Here is a 14,634-nt window from a genome sequence, read left to right as displayed (position 1 = left end):
GGACGTACGAGACGTACGACGGGACGCGCAGGGAACGTTCAGGGACCGAACAGGCAGGTCCCCGGTCCTCAGCCGTCGTTTCTTCGCAGGTGCCCCGAGCCCGAGGTACGCAGCGCGCCGACCGTCTTCAGCAGCCGGTCCGCGGGCTCCCTCAGCCCCTGATGGGCCAGCACCGTGTTCCGCAGGCCGCGCACCGGTCTGCGCCAGAGCCGGTGTGCCGTCGCCACCGGGTGCGGACGCGTCGCGAACCCCTCCCCCACCCGCAGCTCCCGGGTCTTGAGCCAGTCCTTGTACTCCTTGTCGCCACGACCCAGGTCCAGGACCCGTATGCCCTCGCGGCCCGCGGCCTCCGCCATCCTGAGGTGCATGATCAGGCCGGGTGAGTAGTAGCGCAGTTCGGGGTCGTACGCGGTGAACCAGGCCGCGAACACCGTGCGCGACCTGGGACCGAAGTGCGCCGCCACCGGCCGGTCGCCGGTGTACACCACGGAGAGGACGCCGGTGAAGTGCTCCTCACGGACCCGGAACAGGTGCTCCACCGCGTTCACGATCCAGGGGCGCGCGAAGCGGTCCATCCGTGAGGTCCTGCGGTACTGGGCGGACTTCCACCCCATGAGCGTGCGCAGCAGCGCGGGGTCGCGCTCGTCGAAGACGAACCGCAGCTCGCCCAGGTCGCGCCCCAGGCGGCGTTCCTTCTTCAGGGTCGTCTTGGCCAGTCCCGGGTACGCGCCGCGCAGCCACTCCGCATAACTGCCGTCACCGACCTTCAGGTCGACCACCGGTGACGCGAACGTCCCCGTGACATAGCGGGTGAATGGTTTCTGCTCCTCGACGAGGTGGTCGAACTCGAAGACGGACAGCCCACAGGCGCGCAGCAGTTCATGGGTGTCCCAGGTGACTCCGGGCCGGTGCACGAGCGCCTGGCAGTCGGACAGGCCGAGCCCGATGGCCCGCCCCACCCCGAAGGAGTTGCGCTCGTACGGGAAGAAGCCCACGGCCTCTCCGCCCTCGTGCAGGACCGCCACCCGCGCCCCGCCGCGGTAGGTGCCGATGCCGGCCGCGAACTCGGGGGACAGAAAGGGGTTGGCGTAGTCGGGTGACGCGTCCGCCGCCCGGTGCCAGTCCCTGCGCAGCGACTCGCTCAGGGACTCGGGTCTGTGAATTCTTATGTCCACCCCGGTTGACCGCATGGACGACCGCCCCCCATTCCCCCTGGACGCGACCCCCGCGCCCCGACACCTCCTCGGCCGACGGCCGACGCCCGGCCCCGAAGTGTCCGCAAGGCTCAAACGTCGCGAAACAGTACGCAGCCTGTCAAGGGTGTCGGTCGTAACGAAAGGTGTGCGAGTCGGGTGCACCGGTCGGTCAGTTCGTAAAGTCACCTTGAAGGTTGAATTCGAGACATGCTTCGCGTGCGGGGTCAGGTGTCTCTCGCGCACCTCGCCGCCTGCGCCTTTGCGGCTCGCGGCAGTGTGTCAGAGGCCGTCGAACTGCGGGGACGGTCCTGACAACTTCGGGATCATGGCCTGATGATGCGAGTAGCATCCGGCCCCAGCACCACACGATGACGAGGAAAGGTAACTGCCATGTCCGAAGTCGAATCGGCCGCCACGGAGCTCAAGACCCAGTACGCCGCCCAGGTGTCTGCGGACCTCGAACGCAACACCAAGGAGCAGGAACGTATCGGCGCCGAAGTGGAGGCGCTGCAGGAGCAGTTGAGCGCTCTGCAGCACGACCAGGCCCTGCTCGCCGAGCTGCAGCAGGCGTTGGGTGGTGACAAGGCCGCCGCGAACGCCAAGCGCGCCTCCGTGTCCGCGCCTTCGGTGCCGCGTCAGGCCACGGCCACGGCGGGTGGACGCAAGAAGGCCACCACCGCGAAATCGGCCGCCAAGCCGACCGCCACGAAGGCCACCACCAAGTCGGCCGCGAAGTCCGCTGTTTCGAAGACGACTGCTTCGAAGACAGCTGTTGCGAAGTCGGCCGCCGCAAAGCCCGCGACCGCGAAGTCGACCGCCTCGAAGACCGCCACTTCGAAGACGGCCGCCCCGAAGACCGAAGCCAAGTCCGTCGCGGCCGAGCCCGGTGCCGCGAAGGCGGTCGCCGCGAAGCCCACGCTCGTCGAGCTCATCCGTGAACACCTGGGCAGTCAGTCCGAGCCGCGCTCGTCCGCCGAGGTCGCCACGGCGCTGGCGGAGGCCCATCCCGAGCGTGAGATCAAGCCCAAGGTCGTCCGCACCACGGTGGAAGGGCTCGTCGCCAAGGGCCAGGTCCAGCGCAGCAAGCAGGGGTCGTCCGTCTTCTACACGACGTCCAAGGGTGCGTCCGCCGAGACCGCCACGGAGCAGGCAGCCGCCCCGGAAGTCTCTGCCTGACCACTACTCGGTGCCCGCCCGGCCGACGGGGCGCGGTGACCCCGCCGGCCAGTGGCTGCCGCTCGACGGCCGCCGGTCGTCGCCCGAAGGTCGTTGACGAGCGGTCGTTGACGGGCGGTCAGGCGGTGGCGCAGGTGCTGCCGTTGAGGGTGAACGCGGTCGGGGCGGTGTTCGTGGCCCCCTTGTTGGCGGTGAAGCCGACGGCGACCGAACCGCTCGCGGGGATGGTGGCGGTGTACGAGGCGTTGGCGACACTCACCGTCGCGCCGCTCTGGGTCGGGGTGCCACCCCACATGTTGGAGACCGTCTGGCCGTTGGCGAAGGCGAAGACCAGCTTCCAGCCACTGATCGCGGCGGTGCCCGTGTTGCGGATGGTGATCTCGCCCTGGAAGCCGCCCGGCCACTCGTTGCTGACGCGGTAGCCGACGGAGCAGCTCGCGCCGGGCGTGCTGCCACCGTCGGCGGTGGTGACACTCACCGTGGCCGAGCGGACCGAGCGGTTCCCGGCCGCGTCACGTGCGTAGACGGCGAAGGTGTACGCCGTGTTGGCGGTGAGCCCGCTCACCGTGGCGGTGTTGGTGGTGGCCGCGGCGACCGTGGTCTCGCCGCTGCCACCGACCCGCACGACGTCGTAGGCGGCGACACCCACATTGTCGGTGGCGGCGGTCCAGGTGAGGGTCACCGAGGTGGCCGCCACGGCAGAGGCGCGCGGGGTGCCGGGAGCGGTCGGGGCCTGGGTGTCACCCGGGGTGCCGCCGCCGTAGATCGTGGCCTCCTTCGAGGTCTGGGCGATGCCGTTGGCGCCGTTGAAGATGCGCTGCCCCCAGGAGCTGAGCTGTGTGGGGTCGAAGCCGATGGTGAGGTCCAGGATCGGATCGGTGTTGCCGCTCCAGGACCAGGCGAGGTAACCGAGGCGCAACTGCTGCGCCGTGGCCATCATGGTGTCCTCGTCCGGGTCGCCGTACTGGTCGGCCGGACCGCCGAACTCGCCGATGAGGATGGGGAGTTTGGCGGTGACGAACGCGTTCAGGTAGTCGGTGATCTCCGCCGCGGTGTCGAAGACGCTGTACATGTGGATCGAGAAGATCAGGTTGCCGGTGGTGTCGGCGTCGTAGACGGCCTGGGCGTTGGCCCGCATGACTCCTTGCCAGTCCTGGCCCCAGTTGGGTGCGTCCACCATGATGGTGTGCTCGAACCCGGCGGCCCGCAGCTTCTTGACGGCCGCGACCGTGGGATCGGTCCAGCCCGCGGGGTTGGTGTTGCCCCAGGGCTCGTTGCCGATGTTGACGATGACGTAGTTCTCCTGGCCGGTGAGCACGCTCTTGAGGCCGATCCAGTAGTCGGCCGCGTGGTCGAGCGTGCCGGCCGCGGTGTCCTCGCCGTAGCCGGTGGTGTCGTGCACCTCCAGTACGCAGATCAGCCGGTTGGCCTTGCACTGGGCGATGACGGCGGCCACGTCCTCGGGGCTGTTCTTGCTCCAGCGGTGGCCGTCGGAGAGGACGACGCGGACGGAGTTGGCTCCGAGGGCCTTGATGTCGGCCAGTGACTGCGTCTCGCCCGGGTACCAGGTGTGGGCGTGGTTGACGCCGCGCATGACGAAATCGTTGCCGTTGCCTTCGAGCAGGCGGCCGTCGTCGATATGGAGGCCGGTCGCGAGGGCGCCCGGAGACGCGCCGGGCGGGTCACCGGGCAATTGCGCGTGTGCGGCGGTCGGTACGAGCGCGCCGAGAACGACGAGCCCGAGCAGGGCGGCCAGCCCGGCGAGGAACGCGCTGACGAGGTTCTTCCGTGTCGTGCTTCTTGTTCTTCTCACTGCGACTCCAGGGAGTGAGCGCCAAGAAACTTGGGTTGCGGGAAAGTGGGAGCGCTCCCATAGAGTCACCTTGCCAGGGGCACGTCAAGACTTGGCGCATGCTCGGCCGCGTAACGGATGTGCCGGAGGGGGCCTGCGGGGAGGCCCCCTCCAGGACGTGTCAGGACCCGGCGGCTGCGGGAACCCCGGCGTCGAAGGGCACGGACGTGTGCTGATGGACGATCAGCCAGCGGTCGCCCGTCAGCCGGTAGCCGGTGGTCACCCGTGCCGTGGTGTCCAGCGCGTGGCCGCCGGCCAGCGTGGCGCGCATCCGTACGAGCGCGTGGCTGAAGGCGATGCTCTCGTCGACCCGCACGCGAAATGCGAGCACCTCGCGCTCGACCGGCCCGGACAGCGTCGAGAACCACACCTCCTCGGCCTTGCGGAGCGCCTCGACCCCGCGCTGCTCCAGACCGCTCACCGGGTGGAACACCTCCACGTCCGGTGCGTAACAGGCCATCGCCCGGTCGAAGTCCCGCTCCCGCCCGGCGGCCGTCAGTTCCGCGTCGAGCCGGCGGATCTCCCCCTCGGCGTCCTCGTCGTCCCAGAACGCGCGCACCTCCATGGCCCCGAGGGCCGCCACCGGGTGCTTCGAGGCGGCCTCCACTGCCTCCTCCAGGCTGTCGCACTCAAGGATGTCGTACCCGGCGACGTACTCCTTCGTCTCCGCGAACGGACCGTCGGTGCGCAGCACTTCGCCCTCGCGGACGCGCACGGTCACCGCGTCGGCCGGGGGCCGCAGCCGGTGGCCGTGCAGCCGTACACCGCGGCGCACGCTCAGCTCCTCCACCCATGGTTCGACGGGGGCCATCCCCGAGGCGTCGGCGGTGTCGTCGCCGCAGACCAGCAGCATGTACTTCATGGTTCCTCCCGGTGTTCCTGAGACCCTGTACCTCCCCGACGAACCGGGGTGAGCCGAATCGACACCCCCGCAGCATCTCCTGTGGACCGGCGCCGCAGAAGGCGGCACCCGGCAGCGGTGTGGCCTGTTCCGGGAGCCCGCGGGACACCTGCCGTACGTACGCTGGGAACAGGTGGCGGAAGAGGGGGCGTCAAGGATGGCGGGACAGTCGTGCACGGGGTGCGCCGGGACCATGAGGTCGCTGCGCGAGGAACTGCGACAGGCCTCGGAGGAACGGTCCTTCGCCGGACTCCCGATGCCCCGGCCGGACAGCGGACGGTCCGCGGACACCCCTGACCCGGCCGGGGACGACCTGGTGGCCCTCATCGAGCGTCAGGTGGCCGAGCACGAACAGGACCTCGGGCCCGACCATCCGGACACCCTGCGCTCCCGCAACAACCTCGCGGGCGCCTGTCTGCAGGCAGGACACCTCAAGCAGGCCGTTTCACTGTCCGAGCGGAACCTGGCCGACAGCGAGCGCGTCCTGGGCGCCGCCGATCCCCACACGCTGACCTGCCGGAACAACCTCGCGGGCGCGTACGAGGCGGAGGGCGCCCCGGACCGTGCCGTCCCGCTCTACGAGAGCGCGCTGGCGGCCCGCGAACGCGTCCTGGGACCCACCGACCTGCTCACCCTGCAGTGCCGGGACAATCTCGCCCGCGCCCACGTGCTGACGGGGAACCCCGTGCTCGCCGTCCCGCTCCATGAGCGCACGCTCGCCGACCGTGAACGCGTCCTGGGCGCCGACCACCCCGACACCCTGCTCTCCCGCTGCGAACTCGCCCATGTCCACCACACGGTGGGAAACCCCGCGCGCAGTGCCGAGCTGTTCACGCGAGCCCTGGCCGACAGCGAGCTCGGCCCCGGCCACCCCGCGACCGGGCAGCTGCGGGAACTCCTGACCCATGTGCAGGGCGGCTGAACAGGCGCTCCGTTCCCACCGGGAGGACCGGCGCGCGCCGCGTGACCACTCTCACGCCCCCCGAGGGCCGCTTGTCACCACCCCTGTACGCGCACTACTGTCACGACGCCTTGGTGCTCGGGAAATCGGTGTGATGCCGGTGCGGCCCTCGCCACTGTGATCGGGAAGTCCGGCTCCGGCCCTCACGGGCAGCCACTGGGTCCTCGGACCCGGGAAGGCGGAGCACGGGTGGTGTTACCCGTAAGCCAGGAGACCGGCCAAGGCACGTCAACCATCCACGAGGTGCTGGAGAGGGTCTGCTGAGCCATGCACATAGCCGAGGGTTTCCTTCCTCCGGCGCACGCGGTCGCCTGGGGCGTCGCGTCGGCGCCGTTCGTCGTCCACGGAGTCCGGTCGCTCACCCGTGAGGTCAGAGAACATCCCGAGAGCACGCTCCTCATCGGCGCGTCGGGGGCCTTCACCTTCGTTCTCTCCGCACTGAAACTGCCGTCGGTGACCGGCAGTTGTTCACATCCCACCGGCACCGGCCTCGGCGCCATCCTGTTCCGGCCACCGATCATGGCGGTCCTGGGCACCATCACCCTGCTCTTCCAGGCGCTGCTGCTCGCGCACGGCGGACTGACCACGCTGGGCGCCAACGTCTTCTCGATGGCGATCGTCGGCCCGTGGGCCGGCTACGCGGTCTACCGGCTGTTCCGGCGGTTCGACGCGCCGCTGATGGTCGCGGTGTTCTTCGCCGCGTTCGTCGCCGACCTGTCCACCTACTGCGTCACCAGCGTGCAGCTGGCGCTCGCGTTCCCCGACCCGAGCAGTGGATTCCTGGGCGCGCTCGGCAAGTTCGGCTCGATCTTCGCCGTCACCCAGATCCCGCTCGCGGTCAGCGAGGGCCTGCTCACCGTGCTCGTGATGCGGCTGCTGGTGCAGTCGAGCAGGGGTGAACTGACCCGGCTCGGTGTGTTCCTGACCGGCAGGCGGACCCGGACCGGGAAGTCCGGCCCGAACGAGACTCCCGAGACCGACGAGACGCCCGAGACGACCGGGACGGTGGCCCGATGAGCCGTAACGCGAAGATCAACGCCCTGCTGCTGTTCGTGGTGGCCGCGCTCGCCGTCCTGCCGCTGGTCTTCGGCATGGGCGACCACAAGAAGGAGCCGTTCACGGGCGCCGACGCGGAGGCGGAGACCGCGATCACCGAGATCGAGCCGGACTACGAGCCGTGGTTCTCCCCCCTGTACGAGCCGCCCTCCGGTGAGATCGAGTCGGCGCTGTTCGCCCTCCAGGCCGCCCTCGGCGCGGGCGTCCTCGCCTACTACTTCGGCCTGCGCCGGGGCAGGCGCCAGGGCGAACTGCGGGTCCTGGCACAGCGGGAGGACGACCAGGGACCGACGGACAAGGCGCCCGGCGATGCCGGTGCGTCCGCGGCCGGACCGAGCCGACCGAACGAACGGGCCTGAACCTTCGTGCTGCCGATCGACGCGGCGGCGCACAGCAGTCGCTGGCGCCGCCGCCATCCCGTGGACAAGGCCGTGCTCGGTCTCGGCCTGACCGTCCTCGCGATCTCCCTCCCGCCCTGGCCGGGCGCCGCCCTGGTCCTGGTGACCGCCCTCACCGTGCTGCTGGGCCCGGCCTCGGTACCCGCCCGGCGGCTCTGGCGCGCCTACCGGGTGCCGCTGGGCTTCTGCGTGACCGGTGCGCTGCCCCTGCTGCTCCAGGTCGGCGGCCCGGACGGGTTCGTGACCCTGGCGGAGGGTGGTCCGGTACGCGCCGGGGAACTCCTGCTGCGTACCTCGGCCGCCTCCCTCGGCGTGCTCCTGTTCGCGTTCACCACTCCCCTGTCCGACCTGCTGCCACGGCTGGTCAACGCCGGGGTGCCCGCGCCGGTCGTCGACGTGGCCCTGGTGACGTACCGGATGAGCTTCCTGCTCCTCGACTCGGTGCGCCGGATCAGGGAGGCGCAGGCCGCCCGGCTCGGGCACACCACGCGGGCCGCCACCTGGCGTTCGCTGGCCGGGCTCGGTGCCACGGCCTTCGTGCGGGCCTTCGACCGGGCGACCCGGCTGCAGGCCGGACTCGCGGGCCGCGGCTACGACGGCACCCTGCGCGTCCTGGTCCCGGAGGCCCGGATCTCCGCGCGCTTCACCCTCGCCAGTGTCGCGCTGCTCGCGGCGGTGGCCGCACTCACCTTCGTACTGGAAAGGCCGCTGCGATGAGCGAGCCCGTGCTGGTCGCCCTGCGGGACGCGTCCTACGCGTACGAGGACGGCCCCACCGTGCTCAGCGGCCTCGACTTCGAGGTGCGCGCCGGGCGGGCGCTCGCCCTGCTCGGCCGCAACGGCAGTGGCAAGACCACCCTGATGCGGCTGCTCAGCGGCGGACTGCGCCCGCACAGCGGTCAGTTGACCGTGGAGGACAGGCCGGTCCGGTACGACCGCAAGGGCCTGACCCTGCTGCGCACGACCGTCCAGCTGGTGGTCCAGGACCCGGACGACCAGTTGTTCGCCGCGTCCGTCTTCCAGGACGTGTCGTTCGGACCGCTGAACCTCGGCCTGTCCGACACCGAGGTACGGGCCCGGGTGGACGAGGCGCTCGCCGCGCTGGACATCTCGGCCCTGGCCGAGCGCCCGACCCATCTGCTCTCCTACGGTCAGCGCAAGCGGACGGCGATCGCGGGTGCCGTGGCGATGCGGCCGCGCGTCCTGATCCTCGACGAACCGACGGCCGGGCTGGACCCGGACGGCCAGGAGCGGCTGATCGCGACCCTCGACGGGCTGCGGGCGAGCGGCACCACCGTGGTGATGGCGACGCACGACGTGGACCTCGCCCTGCGCTGGGCCGACGACGCGGCACTCCTCACCCCGTCCGGAGCGGTCACCGGTCCCGCGGACGCGACCCTGGCCCGTACGGATCTCCTGGAGCAGGCGGGACTACGGCTGCCCTGGGGGATCGCGGTGGCCGAACTGCTGCGTACGCAGGGCCTGTCGACCTCGCCGTCCACCGGCCCGCGCACCGCGGAGGAGCTGGCCGCGCTGACCTCGCGGCACTCCGCTCCCCCGGTGCCGGCCGAGAACTGAGCGCCGTCAGTCGGCGGGTGTCACCCTGGTCACCCTGCCGCGGGCGTCGGCCTGCAGATAGCCGCTCCTGTTGAGCTCGTCGGCGAGGTAGACGAACATCTCCGCGTCCCGGTCGAACACATTGTTCGGTGACTTGACCACGAGGTAGCGGGTCGTCGCGTCGTCGACGTTCAGCTTCTTCTCCGCCTCGGCGAGCAGGGCGGGGAGCCTGTCCCAGTCGAGGCCGTCCAGGGTCATCGGCTGGGCCCCACCGGCCAGCTGCGCCTTGATCGGGCTCTCCTGGACGCCCCGGCCCACGTAGTAGGTGTACTGCTCGTAACTGGTCCGGCTGCCCTCGACCATCACCTGCGCGGAGACGTAGTCGGGATAGACCGTCAGGGTGCCGTACCGGTCGCGGCCCGTCTCCTTCTCCAGTGCCTCGAACGCGGTACGGATGCCGTCCGGCGTCAGCAGGTCGGTGGGCGTCTTCTGTTCCGTGCGCCGGGGCGTGGGGCTCTTGTCGGCCGTACCGGTCCTGTCCTTCGACGAGGAGTCGGCCGACGGGTTCGCCGTCGCTCCGCTCGTGGAATCGCCCGAGGCCGACGATCCCGAGCCCTCTCCGTCGGGCAGCAGTGTCCACGCCAGCACGCCCACCAGCACCGTTCCGACGGCGGACAGGGCGACCGCGGCCCGGCGTCCCCGCCGCGCGGGTCGTGCGGGCGCCGGGCCGGTCGGCCGGGGCACGGCGTCCTGCGGAGGGGTGAGCCGGTAGGAAGTGGGTTCCGTACGGTCCTCGGGTACGGCGTCGGCCGCACCCTCGCTCATGGCGTCGGCCACTCCCGGGCCCATACCCGCGCCCGCGCTCACAACTGTCAGCATGCGGTCGAACGTCCCGGCGTCCGGGCGTGCCTGCGGGTCCCGCACCAGCACGCACATCAACGCGTCCGTCAGCGGGCCCGCCTTGCGGGGCGGCGGAACGTCCTCGTACAGGACGGCCGCGAGAGTGGCCATCGTCGTGCCCCTGCGCAGCGGATGGTGGCCCTCGACGGCGGCGTACAGCATCATCGCCAGCGACCACAGGTCCGACGCCGGCCCGCCGTCGTCGCCCGCGATGCGCTCGGGTGCCATGTAGTCGGGCGTGCCGATGATCGAGCCGGTGGCGGTCAGGGCCGTCGACTCACGGATCGCCGCGATCCCGAAGTCCGTGAGCACGGGGCGGCCGTCCGGGCGCAGCAGGACGTTGGCGGGCTTGACGTCCCGGTGCTGGATGCCGGCGTCGTGCGCGGCCCGCAGCGCGGCCAGTACCTCCCGCCCGATCCGCGCCGTCTCCACGGGGTCCGTCGGGCCCCGCTCAAGACGGTCGGCGAGCGAGCCGCCGCCGACCAGTTCCATCACGATCCACGGATACGTTCCCTCGCCGCCGTCGACGATGTGATGGATCGTCACGACGTTCGGGTGGTCGATCCTCGCGAGTGCCCTGGCCTCGCGCAGCACCCGTTCCCGCAGCAGCCGCGCGCCCTCCGGGTCGTACTCGGCGAGGTCGATGTCCGGGGGCCTGACCTCCTTGACGGCCACGTTCCGGTGCAGGGCCAGGTCCGTGGCCCGCCAGACCGTGCCCATCCCACCGCCGCCGAGCCGTGCCTCCAGCCGGAACCGCCCGTCGATGACCCGTCTGCCGGAGTCCCCGTTGCTCATGCGCGGGAGCTTAGAGGACGGGTACGACAGGCCTTCCCCCGGGCGGCCGTGCCCTCACGGAGTGCCCGCGGCCGTCGGCCTGCCGAGGTAGGTGAGGGGACCGGGGTCGGGTACGGGGATCTCGTGGAAGCCGAGACGGTCGTAGAAGGCGCGCGCGGCGGCATTGGCGGTGACCATGCCCAGATGGACCGCCGGGACGCCACGGTCGTGCAGGGCGGCGAGGAACGTCCTCATCAGTCCCCGCCCGAAGCCCCGCCGCTGCCAGTCCGGCAGGAGGTCTATGTGCAGATGCGCGGGATACGCGGCCAGGTCGGGCAGGATCATCCGCTCGGGAGTGTGCAGGAGGACGATCATCTCCTCGCCGGGTGTCCGGGGGTCAGCGGTGGGCTCCGGATAACGTCCGGCAACCCGCGGGATCCAGGTCGCGCGGAAGTCCTTGACGAACTGTTCCGTGTCGGCCGCGCCGACGACGTAACCGACCGCGCGACCCGATCCGTCGTCCAGGACGAAGGCGAGTTCCGGCTCCAGGTGGCAGTAGGGCGCGGCGAAGATGGACGGCATCAGCTCCTCGTCGGGGTAACGCTCCCGCGAATCCCCTCCCTCCAGGGCGGTTCGCACACAGATGTCGGCGACGGCGGCACGGTCGGCGGGTCGGTAGGGGCGGATGCTCGGCTGTGGGCGCATGGCGAGCATCCTGGCTCCGACGGGAGCGCTCCCACAACCCTGTTGTCATGGACGGCATTCTGTCGGCGGGCACCGGCCTCCCGCCCGGCTTCAGGCCCCGGCGGCGACCGCCGCGATGTCCCGGGCGGCGATGTAGCCGAACGTCATCGCCGGTCCGATCGTCGAGCCCGCGCCCGCGTAACTGTGTCCCATGACCGCCGCGCTGGCGTTCCCGGCGGCGTACAGGCCGGGGACGACGGATCCGTCCGGGCGCAGTACGCGCGCGCGGGCGTCCGTGCGCAGGCCGCCCTTGGTGCCCAGGTCGCCCGGGACGATCTTGAAGGCGTAGTAGGGGGCCAGCCACAGCGGCGCCAGGCAGGAGTTCGGGAGGATCGCGGGGTCGGTGTAGTAGTGGTCGTAGACGCTGTCGCCGCGGTGGAAGTCCGGGTCGGTGCCGCTCTGCGCGAGGCTGTTGAAGCGGTTGACGGTGGCCCGCAGGGCGGCGGGCGGCACGCCGATCCCCTGAGCCAGGGCATCCAGCGTCCACGCCTTGTGGGCGGCACCGGACTCGTACCACGCGTCGGGGAGGACGAAGGTCGGGGCGATGTCCCTGAAGAGGTAGCGGTTGCGGTAGTTCTGGTCGACGATCAGCCAGGCCGGGATGTGCGGGGCGCTCGCGTTCTTGTCGTACATGGTGTGCACGACATCGCTGTAGGGGGCCGCCTCGTTCACGAAGCGCGCTCCGGCGGCGTTGACGAGGAGTCCGCCGGGCAGGGTGCGTTCGGCGAGGCAGAAGTACGGCTGGCCGGGCAGCGGAATGGCCGGGCCCCACCACGCGTCGTCCATCAGGTCGAGGGCACCGCCGGCCTGCTGGCCCGCCCGGATGCCGTCACCCGTGTTCTCCTTCGCGCCGACCGTCCACTCGGTGCCGATGGGCTGGCGCTGGTACTGGGCGCGCATGGCCGCGTTGTGCTCGAAGCCGCCCGAGCCGACGACGACTCCACGGCGGGCCCTGACCAGACCGGGCGCGCCGTTCCTGGTCACCACGGCTCCCGCGGTGCTGCCGTTCTCCGTGTACAGCTCGGTGAGCGTGGTGTTCAGCCACACCGGCACCTGGGCCGCGAGCAGTCCGGCGCGCAGCCCGGCCGCCAGTGACTGGCCCATGGTGAGGGGCTTCTGGCCGAGGAGCGCGGCCCTGGTCCCGCGGGCCAGGCACTCGGTGGCGACGGCGGCACCCTTCGTGCTGACCGCGGAGAGGGCGAGCCATTTGTAGTCGGCGCTGAAGACGACCATGCCGCTGGGCACCGGGAGGTACGGGGGGTTCAGCCGGGCGAGTTCGGCCCCGAGGATGTTCCCGTCGAGCTGGGCGGGTTCGATGGAACGGCCGCCCGGCAGACCGCCGGGCAGTTCCGGGTAGTAGTCGCTGTAGCCCTCCATGAAGCGGAACCGCAACGGACTGTTGGCCATGACGAAGGAGATCATGGCGGGCCCCTGCCCGAGGAAGGCCTGTCTGCGGTCCGCGGAGACGTCGGGGCCGACCACGGCCGCCAGATAGCTCGCCGCCTTGGCCGGGGTGTCGGGGACGCCCGCGGCCAGGATCACCGGGTTGTTCGGAATCCAGATCCCGGCGCCCGAGCGGGCCGCGGAACCGCCGAAGGTGGCCGCCTTCTCCACGACGACGCAGCTCAGCCCCTGTTTCGCGGCCGTCAGCGCGGCGGTCATCCCCGCCGCGCCCGACCCGATCACGACGACGTCGTACGTGCCGAGCAGGGGGAGGTCGGCCGCCCGGGCCGTACCGGGGAGCCCGGCGGCGAGCGCGAGGCCCGTGCCGGTCGCCGCACCGAGCACCCGACGCCTCGACGGGCCGGAGGGAGAGGAGGTGCAAGGGTCGTTCGTGCGTCTTGCGGGGTCCGCGCTTGTGGCCATGACAGGGCGCTCCAACCGGACGACGAAGGAAGGGGATGTGAGGGGATGGGGTGGTGTGAGGTGGGAGAGAGCGTGCTGTGCCCCGGGGGGCGACGGGCGTCCGGCGCCCCCGGTTCTGATGCGGAGTCAGGAATGTGGCGCGGGGGTCTTGGGAAGTCAAGGGTCGCGCCGGGCCCGGTGGGACCACACGCCCGGACCGCACGGCCGGCTCCTCCGGACCGCACAGCCGGGTCCTGACCGCACGGCCGGCTCCTGTGGCCGGACCTGCGGGCGCACCCCGCGAGCGGACCTTGCAGCCGCAATCGTCACCTGTCAGGATGGTGACGTGAATGTGGATCATGTCTTCGTGTGCGGAAACCCGGCCCTGGACTTCGCCGCGACCCTCCGCGCCCGCCGCACCCTGCGCTTCGAGATGTTCACGTCACCGGAGCGGCTGGACGCCTGGTATCTGGAGGCGGGGATCGTCGACACCGTCTCCCCCGGCGGGGACACCGACCTCGCGCGGGCGGTCGCCGTCCGGGAGGCCGTCTACGGGCTGGTCACCGCCCGGCGCCTCGGAGAGCCGTACGACGGCGAGGCGCTCGCCACGGTGAACGGCGCGGCGCGCAGGCCCCCGGCGACACCGCAGCTCACCGCGGAGGGGCGGCGGACGGACGCCACACCGGAGGAAGCACTGTCCACGGTGGCGCGGCACGCCGTCGAGGTGCTCAGCGGCCCGGACGTACCGCTGCTCAAGGAGTGCGGCAATCCCGAGTGCACCCGCGTCTACATCGACCGGTCCCGCGGGATGCGCCGGCAGTGGTGCGGCATGGAGTCCTGCGGGAACAAGCTCAAGGCGGCGGCGTACCGCGCACGCAAGAAGGAGGCGCGGGTGCCTGCCGCACAGACCGGCACCCACGCCCGCTGAGGCTCACGCCCACCGCCGTCCGCGCCCGCGCCCACGGACGCCCCGGCGCTCATGGACGCGCGGACCTCAGATGCATGTCCGTACGAGCCACTCGTCGTCGTTGTACGCGTTCCGTGCGGGATCCACGACCGTGGCCGGCTTCTCCTCGACGGTGTCCGCGAGACGGACCCGCTCCGGCAGTGAACCGAAGCGCGCACGGCGTGCCGCCTCGGCGACATCCGGAACCCGAACCTTCTCGTCCTGCGCCATCCCGGCCTCCCGCGTCCCAGAACCGCTCGACGCCACCCATGCGGCGTCACCTGTCTGACTGGTGACGATCCTCCCAGAGGGGTCGTCACCAGTCAAGG

Annotated in this window: 14 protein-coding genes and 1 riboswitch; of the genes, 7 read left to right on the top strand and 7 right to left on the bottom strand. The window is 71.2% G+C overall.

The genetic code is table 11. The features are described 5' to 3' along the window. Positions 1–68 precede the first annotated feature (68 nt). Entirely contained in the window at positions 69–1,190 is a 1,122-nt protein-coding gene (locus ACZ60E_RS00635) for a GNAT family N-acetyltransferase (RefSeq protein ID WP_469436574.1), read from the bottom strand. A 396-nt stretch (positions 1,191–1,586) separates the two neighbouring features. Between ACZ60E_RS00635 and ACZ60E_RS00630 the strand changes: the two genes are divergently transcribed. Next, complete coding sequence (locus ACZ60E_RS00630; protein WP_469436572.1) at positions 1,587–2,372, top strand: hypothetical protein; 786 nt, start codon at positions 1,587–1,589, stop codon at positions 2,370–2,372. A 118-nt stretch (positions 2,373–2,490) separates the two neighbouring features. On the opposite strand, the gene ACZ60E_RS00625 is transcribed toward ACZ60E_RS00630, so the two are convergent. Together ACZ60E_RS00625 and ACZ60E_RS00620 are read right to left on the bottom strand one after the other, a co-directional pair. After that, entirely contained in the window at positions 2,491–4,185 is a 1,695-nt protein-coding gene (locus ACZ60E_RS00625; protein WP_469436570.1) for a cellulase family glycosylhydrolase, read from the bottom strand. Positions 4,186–4,345: 160 nt separating this feature from the next. Further along, a complete protein-coding gene (locus tag ACZ60E_RS00620) occupies positions 4,346–5,086 on the bottom strand; it encodes a nuclear transport factor 2 family protein (RefSeq protein ID WP_469436568.1) in 741 nt (246 codons plus the stop codon). Positions 5,087–5,318: 232 nt separating this feature from the next. On the opposite strand from ACZ60E_RS00620, the gene ACZ60E_RS00615 reads away from it, so the two are divergent. The 5 genes from ACZ60E_RS00615 to ACZ60E_RS00595 all read left to right on the top strand — a co-directional run bounded on the left by ACZ60E_RS00615 (position 5,319) and on the right by ACZ60E_RS00595 (position 9,117). Beyond that, complete coding sequence (locus ACZ60E_RS00615; RefSeq protein ID WP_469436565.1) at positions 5,319–6,047, top strand: tetratricopeptide repeat protein; 729 nt, start codon at positions 5,319–5,321, stop codon at positions 6,045–6,047. 94 nt (positions 6,048–6,141) lie between these two features. Beyond that, positions 6,142–6,323, top strand: a riboswitch (cobalamin riboswitch). Between the two features lie 30 nt (positions 6,324–6,353). Continuing rightward, positions 6,354–7,103 carry an energy-coupling factor ABC transporter permease gene (locus ACZ60E_RS00610; RefSeq protein WP_469436563.1) on the top strand — a complete coding sequence of 250 codons (750 nt, stop codon included), beginning with the start codon at positions 6,354–6,356 and terminating at the stop codon, positions 7,101–7,103. After that, positions 7,100–7,501 carry an energy-coupling factor ABC transporter substrate-binding protein gene (locus ACZ60E_RS00605; protein WP_469436561.1) on the top strand — a complete coding sequence of 134 codons (402 nt, stop codon included), beginning with the start codon at positions 7,100–7,102 and terminating at the stop codon, positions 7,499–7,501. Before ACZ60E_RS00610 ends, ACZ60E_RS00605 begins: the two co-directional genes overlap by 4 nt. 6 nt (positions 7,502–7,507) lie before the next feature. Beyond that, entirely contained in the window at positions 7,508–8,257 is a 750-nt protein-coding gene (gene cbiQ, locus ACZ60E_RS00600) for a cobalt ECF transporter T component CbiQ (RefSeq protein WP_453792154.1), read from the top strand. After that, a complete protein-coding gene (locus ACZ60E_RS00595) occupies positions 8,254–9,117 on the top strand; it encodes an energy-coupling factor ABC transporter ATP-binding protein (protein WP_469436558.1) in 864 nt (287 codons plus the stop codon). The genes cbiQ and ACZ60E_RS00595 overlap by 4 nt, the downstream gene beginning before the upstream one ends. A gap of 6 nt (positions 9,118–9,123) precedes the next feature. Here the strand turns inward: ACZ60E_RS00595 and ACZ60E_RS00590 are convergent, their stop codons facing one another. The 3 genes from ACZ60E_RS00590 to kstD all read right to left on the bottom strand — a co-directional run bounded on the left by ACZ60E_RS00590 (position 9,124) and on the right by kstD (position 13,380). Beyond that, positions 9,124–10,791, bottom strand: coding sequence for a serine/threonine-protein kinase (locus tag ACZ60E_RS00590; RefSeq protein WP_469436556.1), 1,668 nt, complete (start codon positions 10,789–10,791; stop codon positions 9,124–9,126). Between the two features lie 54 nt (positions 10,792–10,845). After that, positions 10,846–11,475, bottom strand: a complete 630-nt coding sequence (locus tag ACZ60E_RS00585; RefSeq protein ID WP_469436553.1) for a GNAT family N-acetyltransferase — start codon at positions 11,473–11,475, stop codon at positions 10,846–10,848. Between the two features lie 90 nt (positions 11,476–11,565). After that, complete coding sequence (kstD, locus tag ACZ60E_RS00580; RefSeq protein WP_469436551.1) at positions 11,566–13,380, bottom strand: 3-oxosteroid 1-dehydrogenase; 1,815 nt, start codon at positions 13,378–13,380, stop codon at positions 11,566–11,568. Positions 13,381–13,705: 325 nt separating this feature from the next. On the opposite strand from kstD, the gene ACZ60E_RS00575 reads away from it, so the two are divergent. Next, a complete protein-coding gene (locus ACZ60E_RS00575; RefSeq protein WP_469436549.1) occupies positions 13,706–14,287 on the top strand; it encodes a CGNR zinc finger domain-containing protein in 582 nt (193 codons plus the stop codon). Between the two features lie 66 nt (positions 14,288–14,353). Here the strand turns inward: ACZ60E_RS00575 and ACZ60E_RS00570 are convergent, their stop codons facing one another. Next, entirely contained in the window at positions 14,354–14,536 is a 183-nt protein-coding gene (locus ACZ60E_RS00570; protein WP_384802965.1) for a hypothetical protein, read from the bottom strand. Positions 14,537–14,634 lie beyond the last annotated feature (98 nt).

It is taken from the genome of Streptomyces sp. NPDC102514, from assembly GCF_055584525.1.
Note: the sequence above shows the minus strand (reverse complement) of the source record. Positions and strands in the feature narration are given on the sequence as shown.

Excerpts from the sequence above, each read along its gene's own strand:
- ACZ60E_RS00570 (WP_384802965.1), bottom strand. The coding sequence starts at position 14,536 with ATGGCGCAGGACGAGAAGGTTCGGGTTCCGGATGTCGCCGAGGCGGCA.
- kstD (WP_469436551.1), bottom strand. The coding sequence starts at position 13,380 with ATGGCCACAAGCGCGGACCCCGCAAGACGCACGAACGACCCTTGCACC.
- ACZ60E_RS00635 (WP_469436574.1), bottom strand. The coding sequence starts at position 1,190 with ATGCGGTCAACCGGGGTGGACATAAGAATTCACAGACCCGAGTCCCTG.
- ACZ60E_RS00595 (WP_469436558.1), top strand. The coding sequence starts at position 8,254 with ATGAGCGAGCCCGTGCTGGTCGCCCTGCGGGACGCGTCCTACGCGTAC.
- ACZ60E_RS00590 (WP_469436556.1), bottom strand. The coding sequence starts at position 10,791 with ATGAGCAACGGGGACTCCGGCAGACGGGTCATCGACGGGCGGTTCCGG.
- ACZ60E_RS00615 (WP_469436565.1), top strand. The coding sequence starts at position 5,319 with ATGAGGTCGCTGCGCGAGGAACTGCGACAGGCCTCGGAGGAACGGTCC.
- ACZ60E_RS00630 (WP_469436572.1), top strand. The coding sequence starts at position 1,587 with ATGTCCGAAGTCGAATCGGCCGCCACGGAGCTCAAGACCCAGTACGCC.
- ACZ60E_RS00585 (WP_469436553.1), bottom strand. The coding sequence starts at position 11,475 with ATGCGCCCACAGCCGAGCATCCGCCCCTACCGACCCGCCGACCGTGCC.
- ACZ60E_RS00605 (WP_469436561.1), top strand. The coding sequence starts at position 7,100 with ATGAGCCGTAACGCGAAGATCAACGCCCTGCTGCTGTTCGTGGTGGCC.
- ACZ60E_RS00620 (WP_469436568.1), bottom strand. The coding sequence starts at position 5,086 with ATGAAGTACATGCTGCTGGTCTGCGGCGACGACACCGCCGACGCCTCG.
- ACZ60E_RS00610 (WP_469436563.1), top strand. The coding sequence starts at position 6,354 with ATGCACATAGCCGAGGGTTTCCTTCCTCCGGCGCACGCGGTCGCCTGG.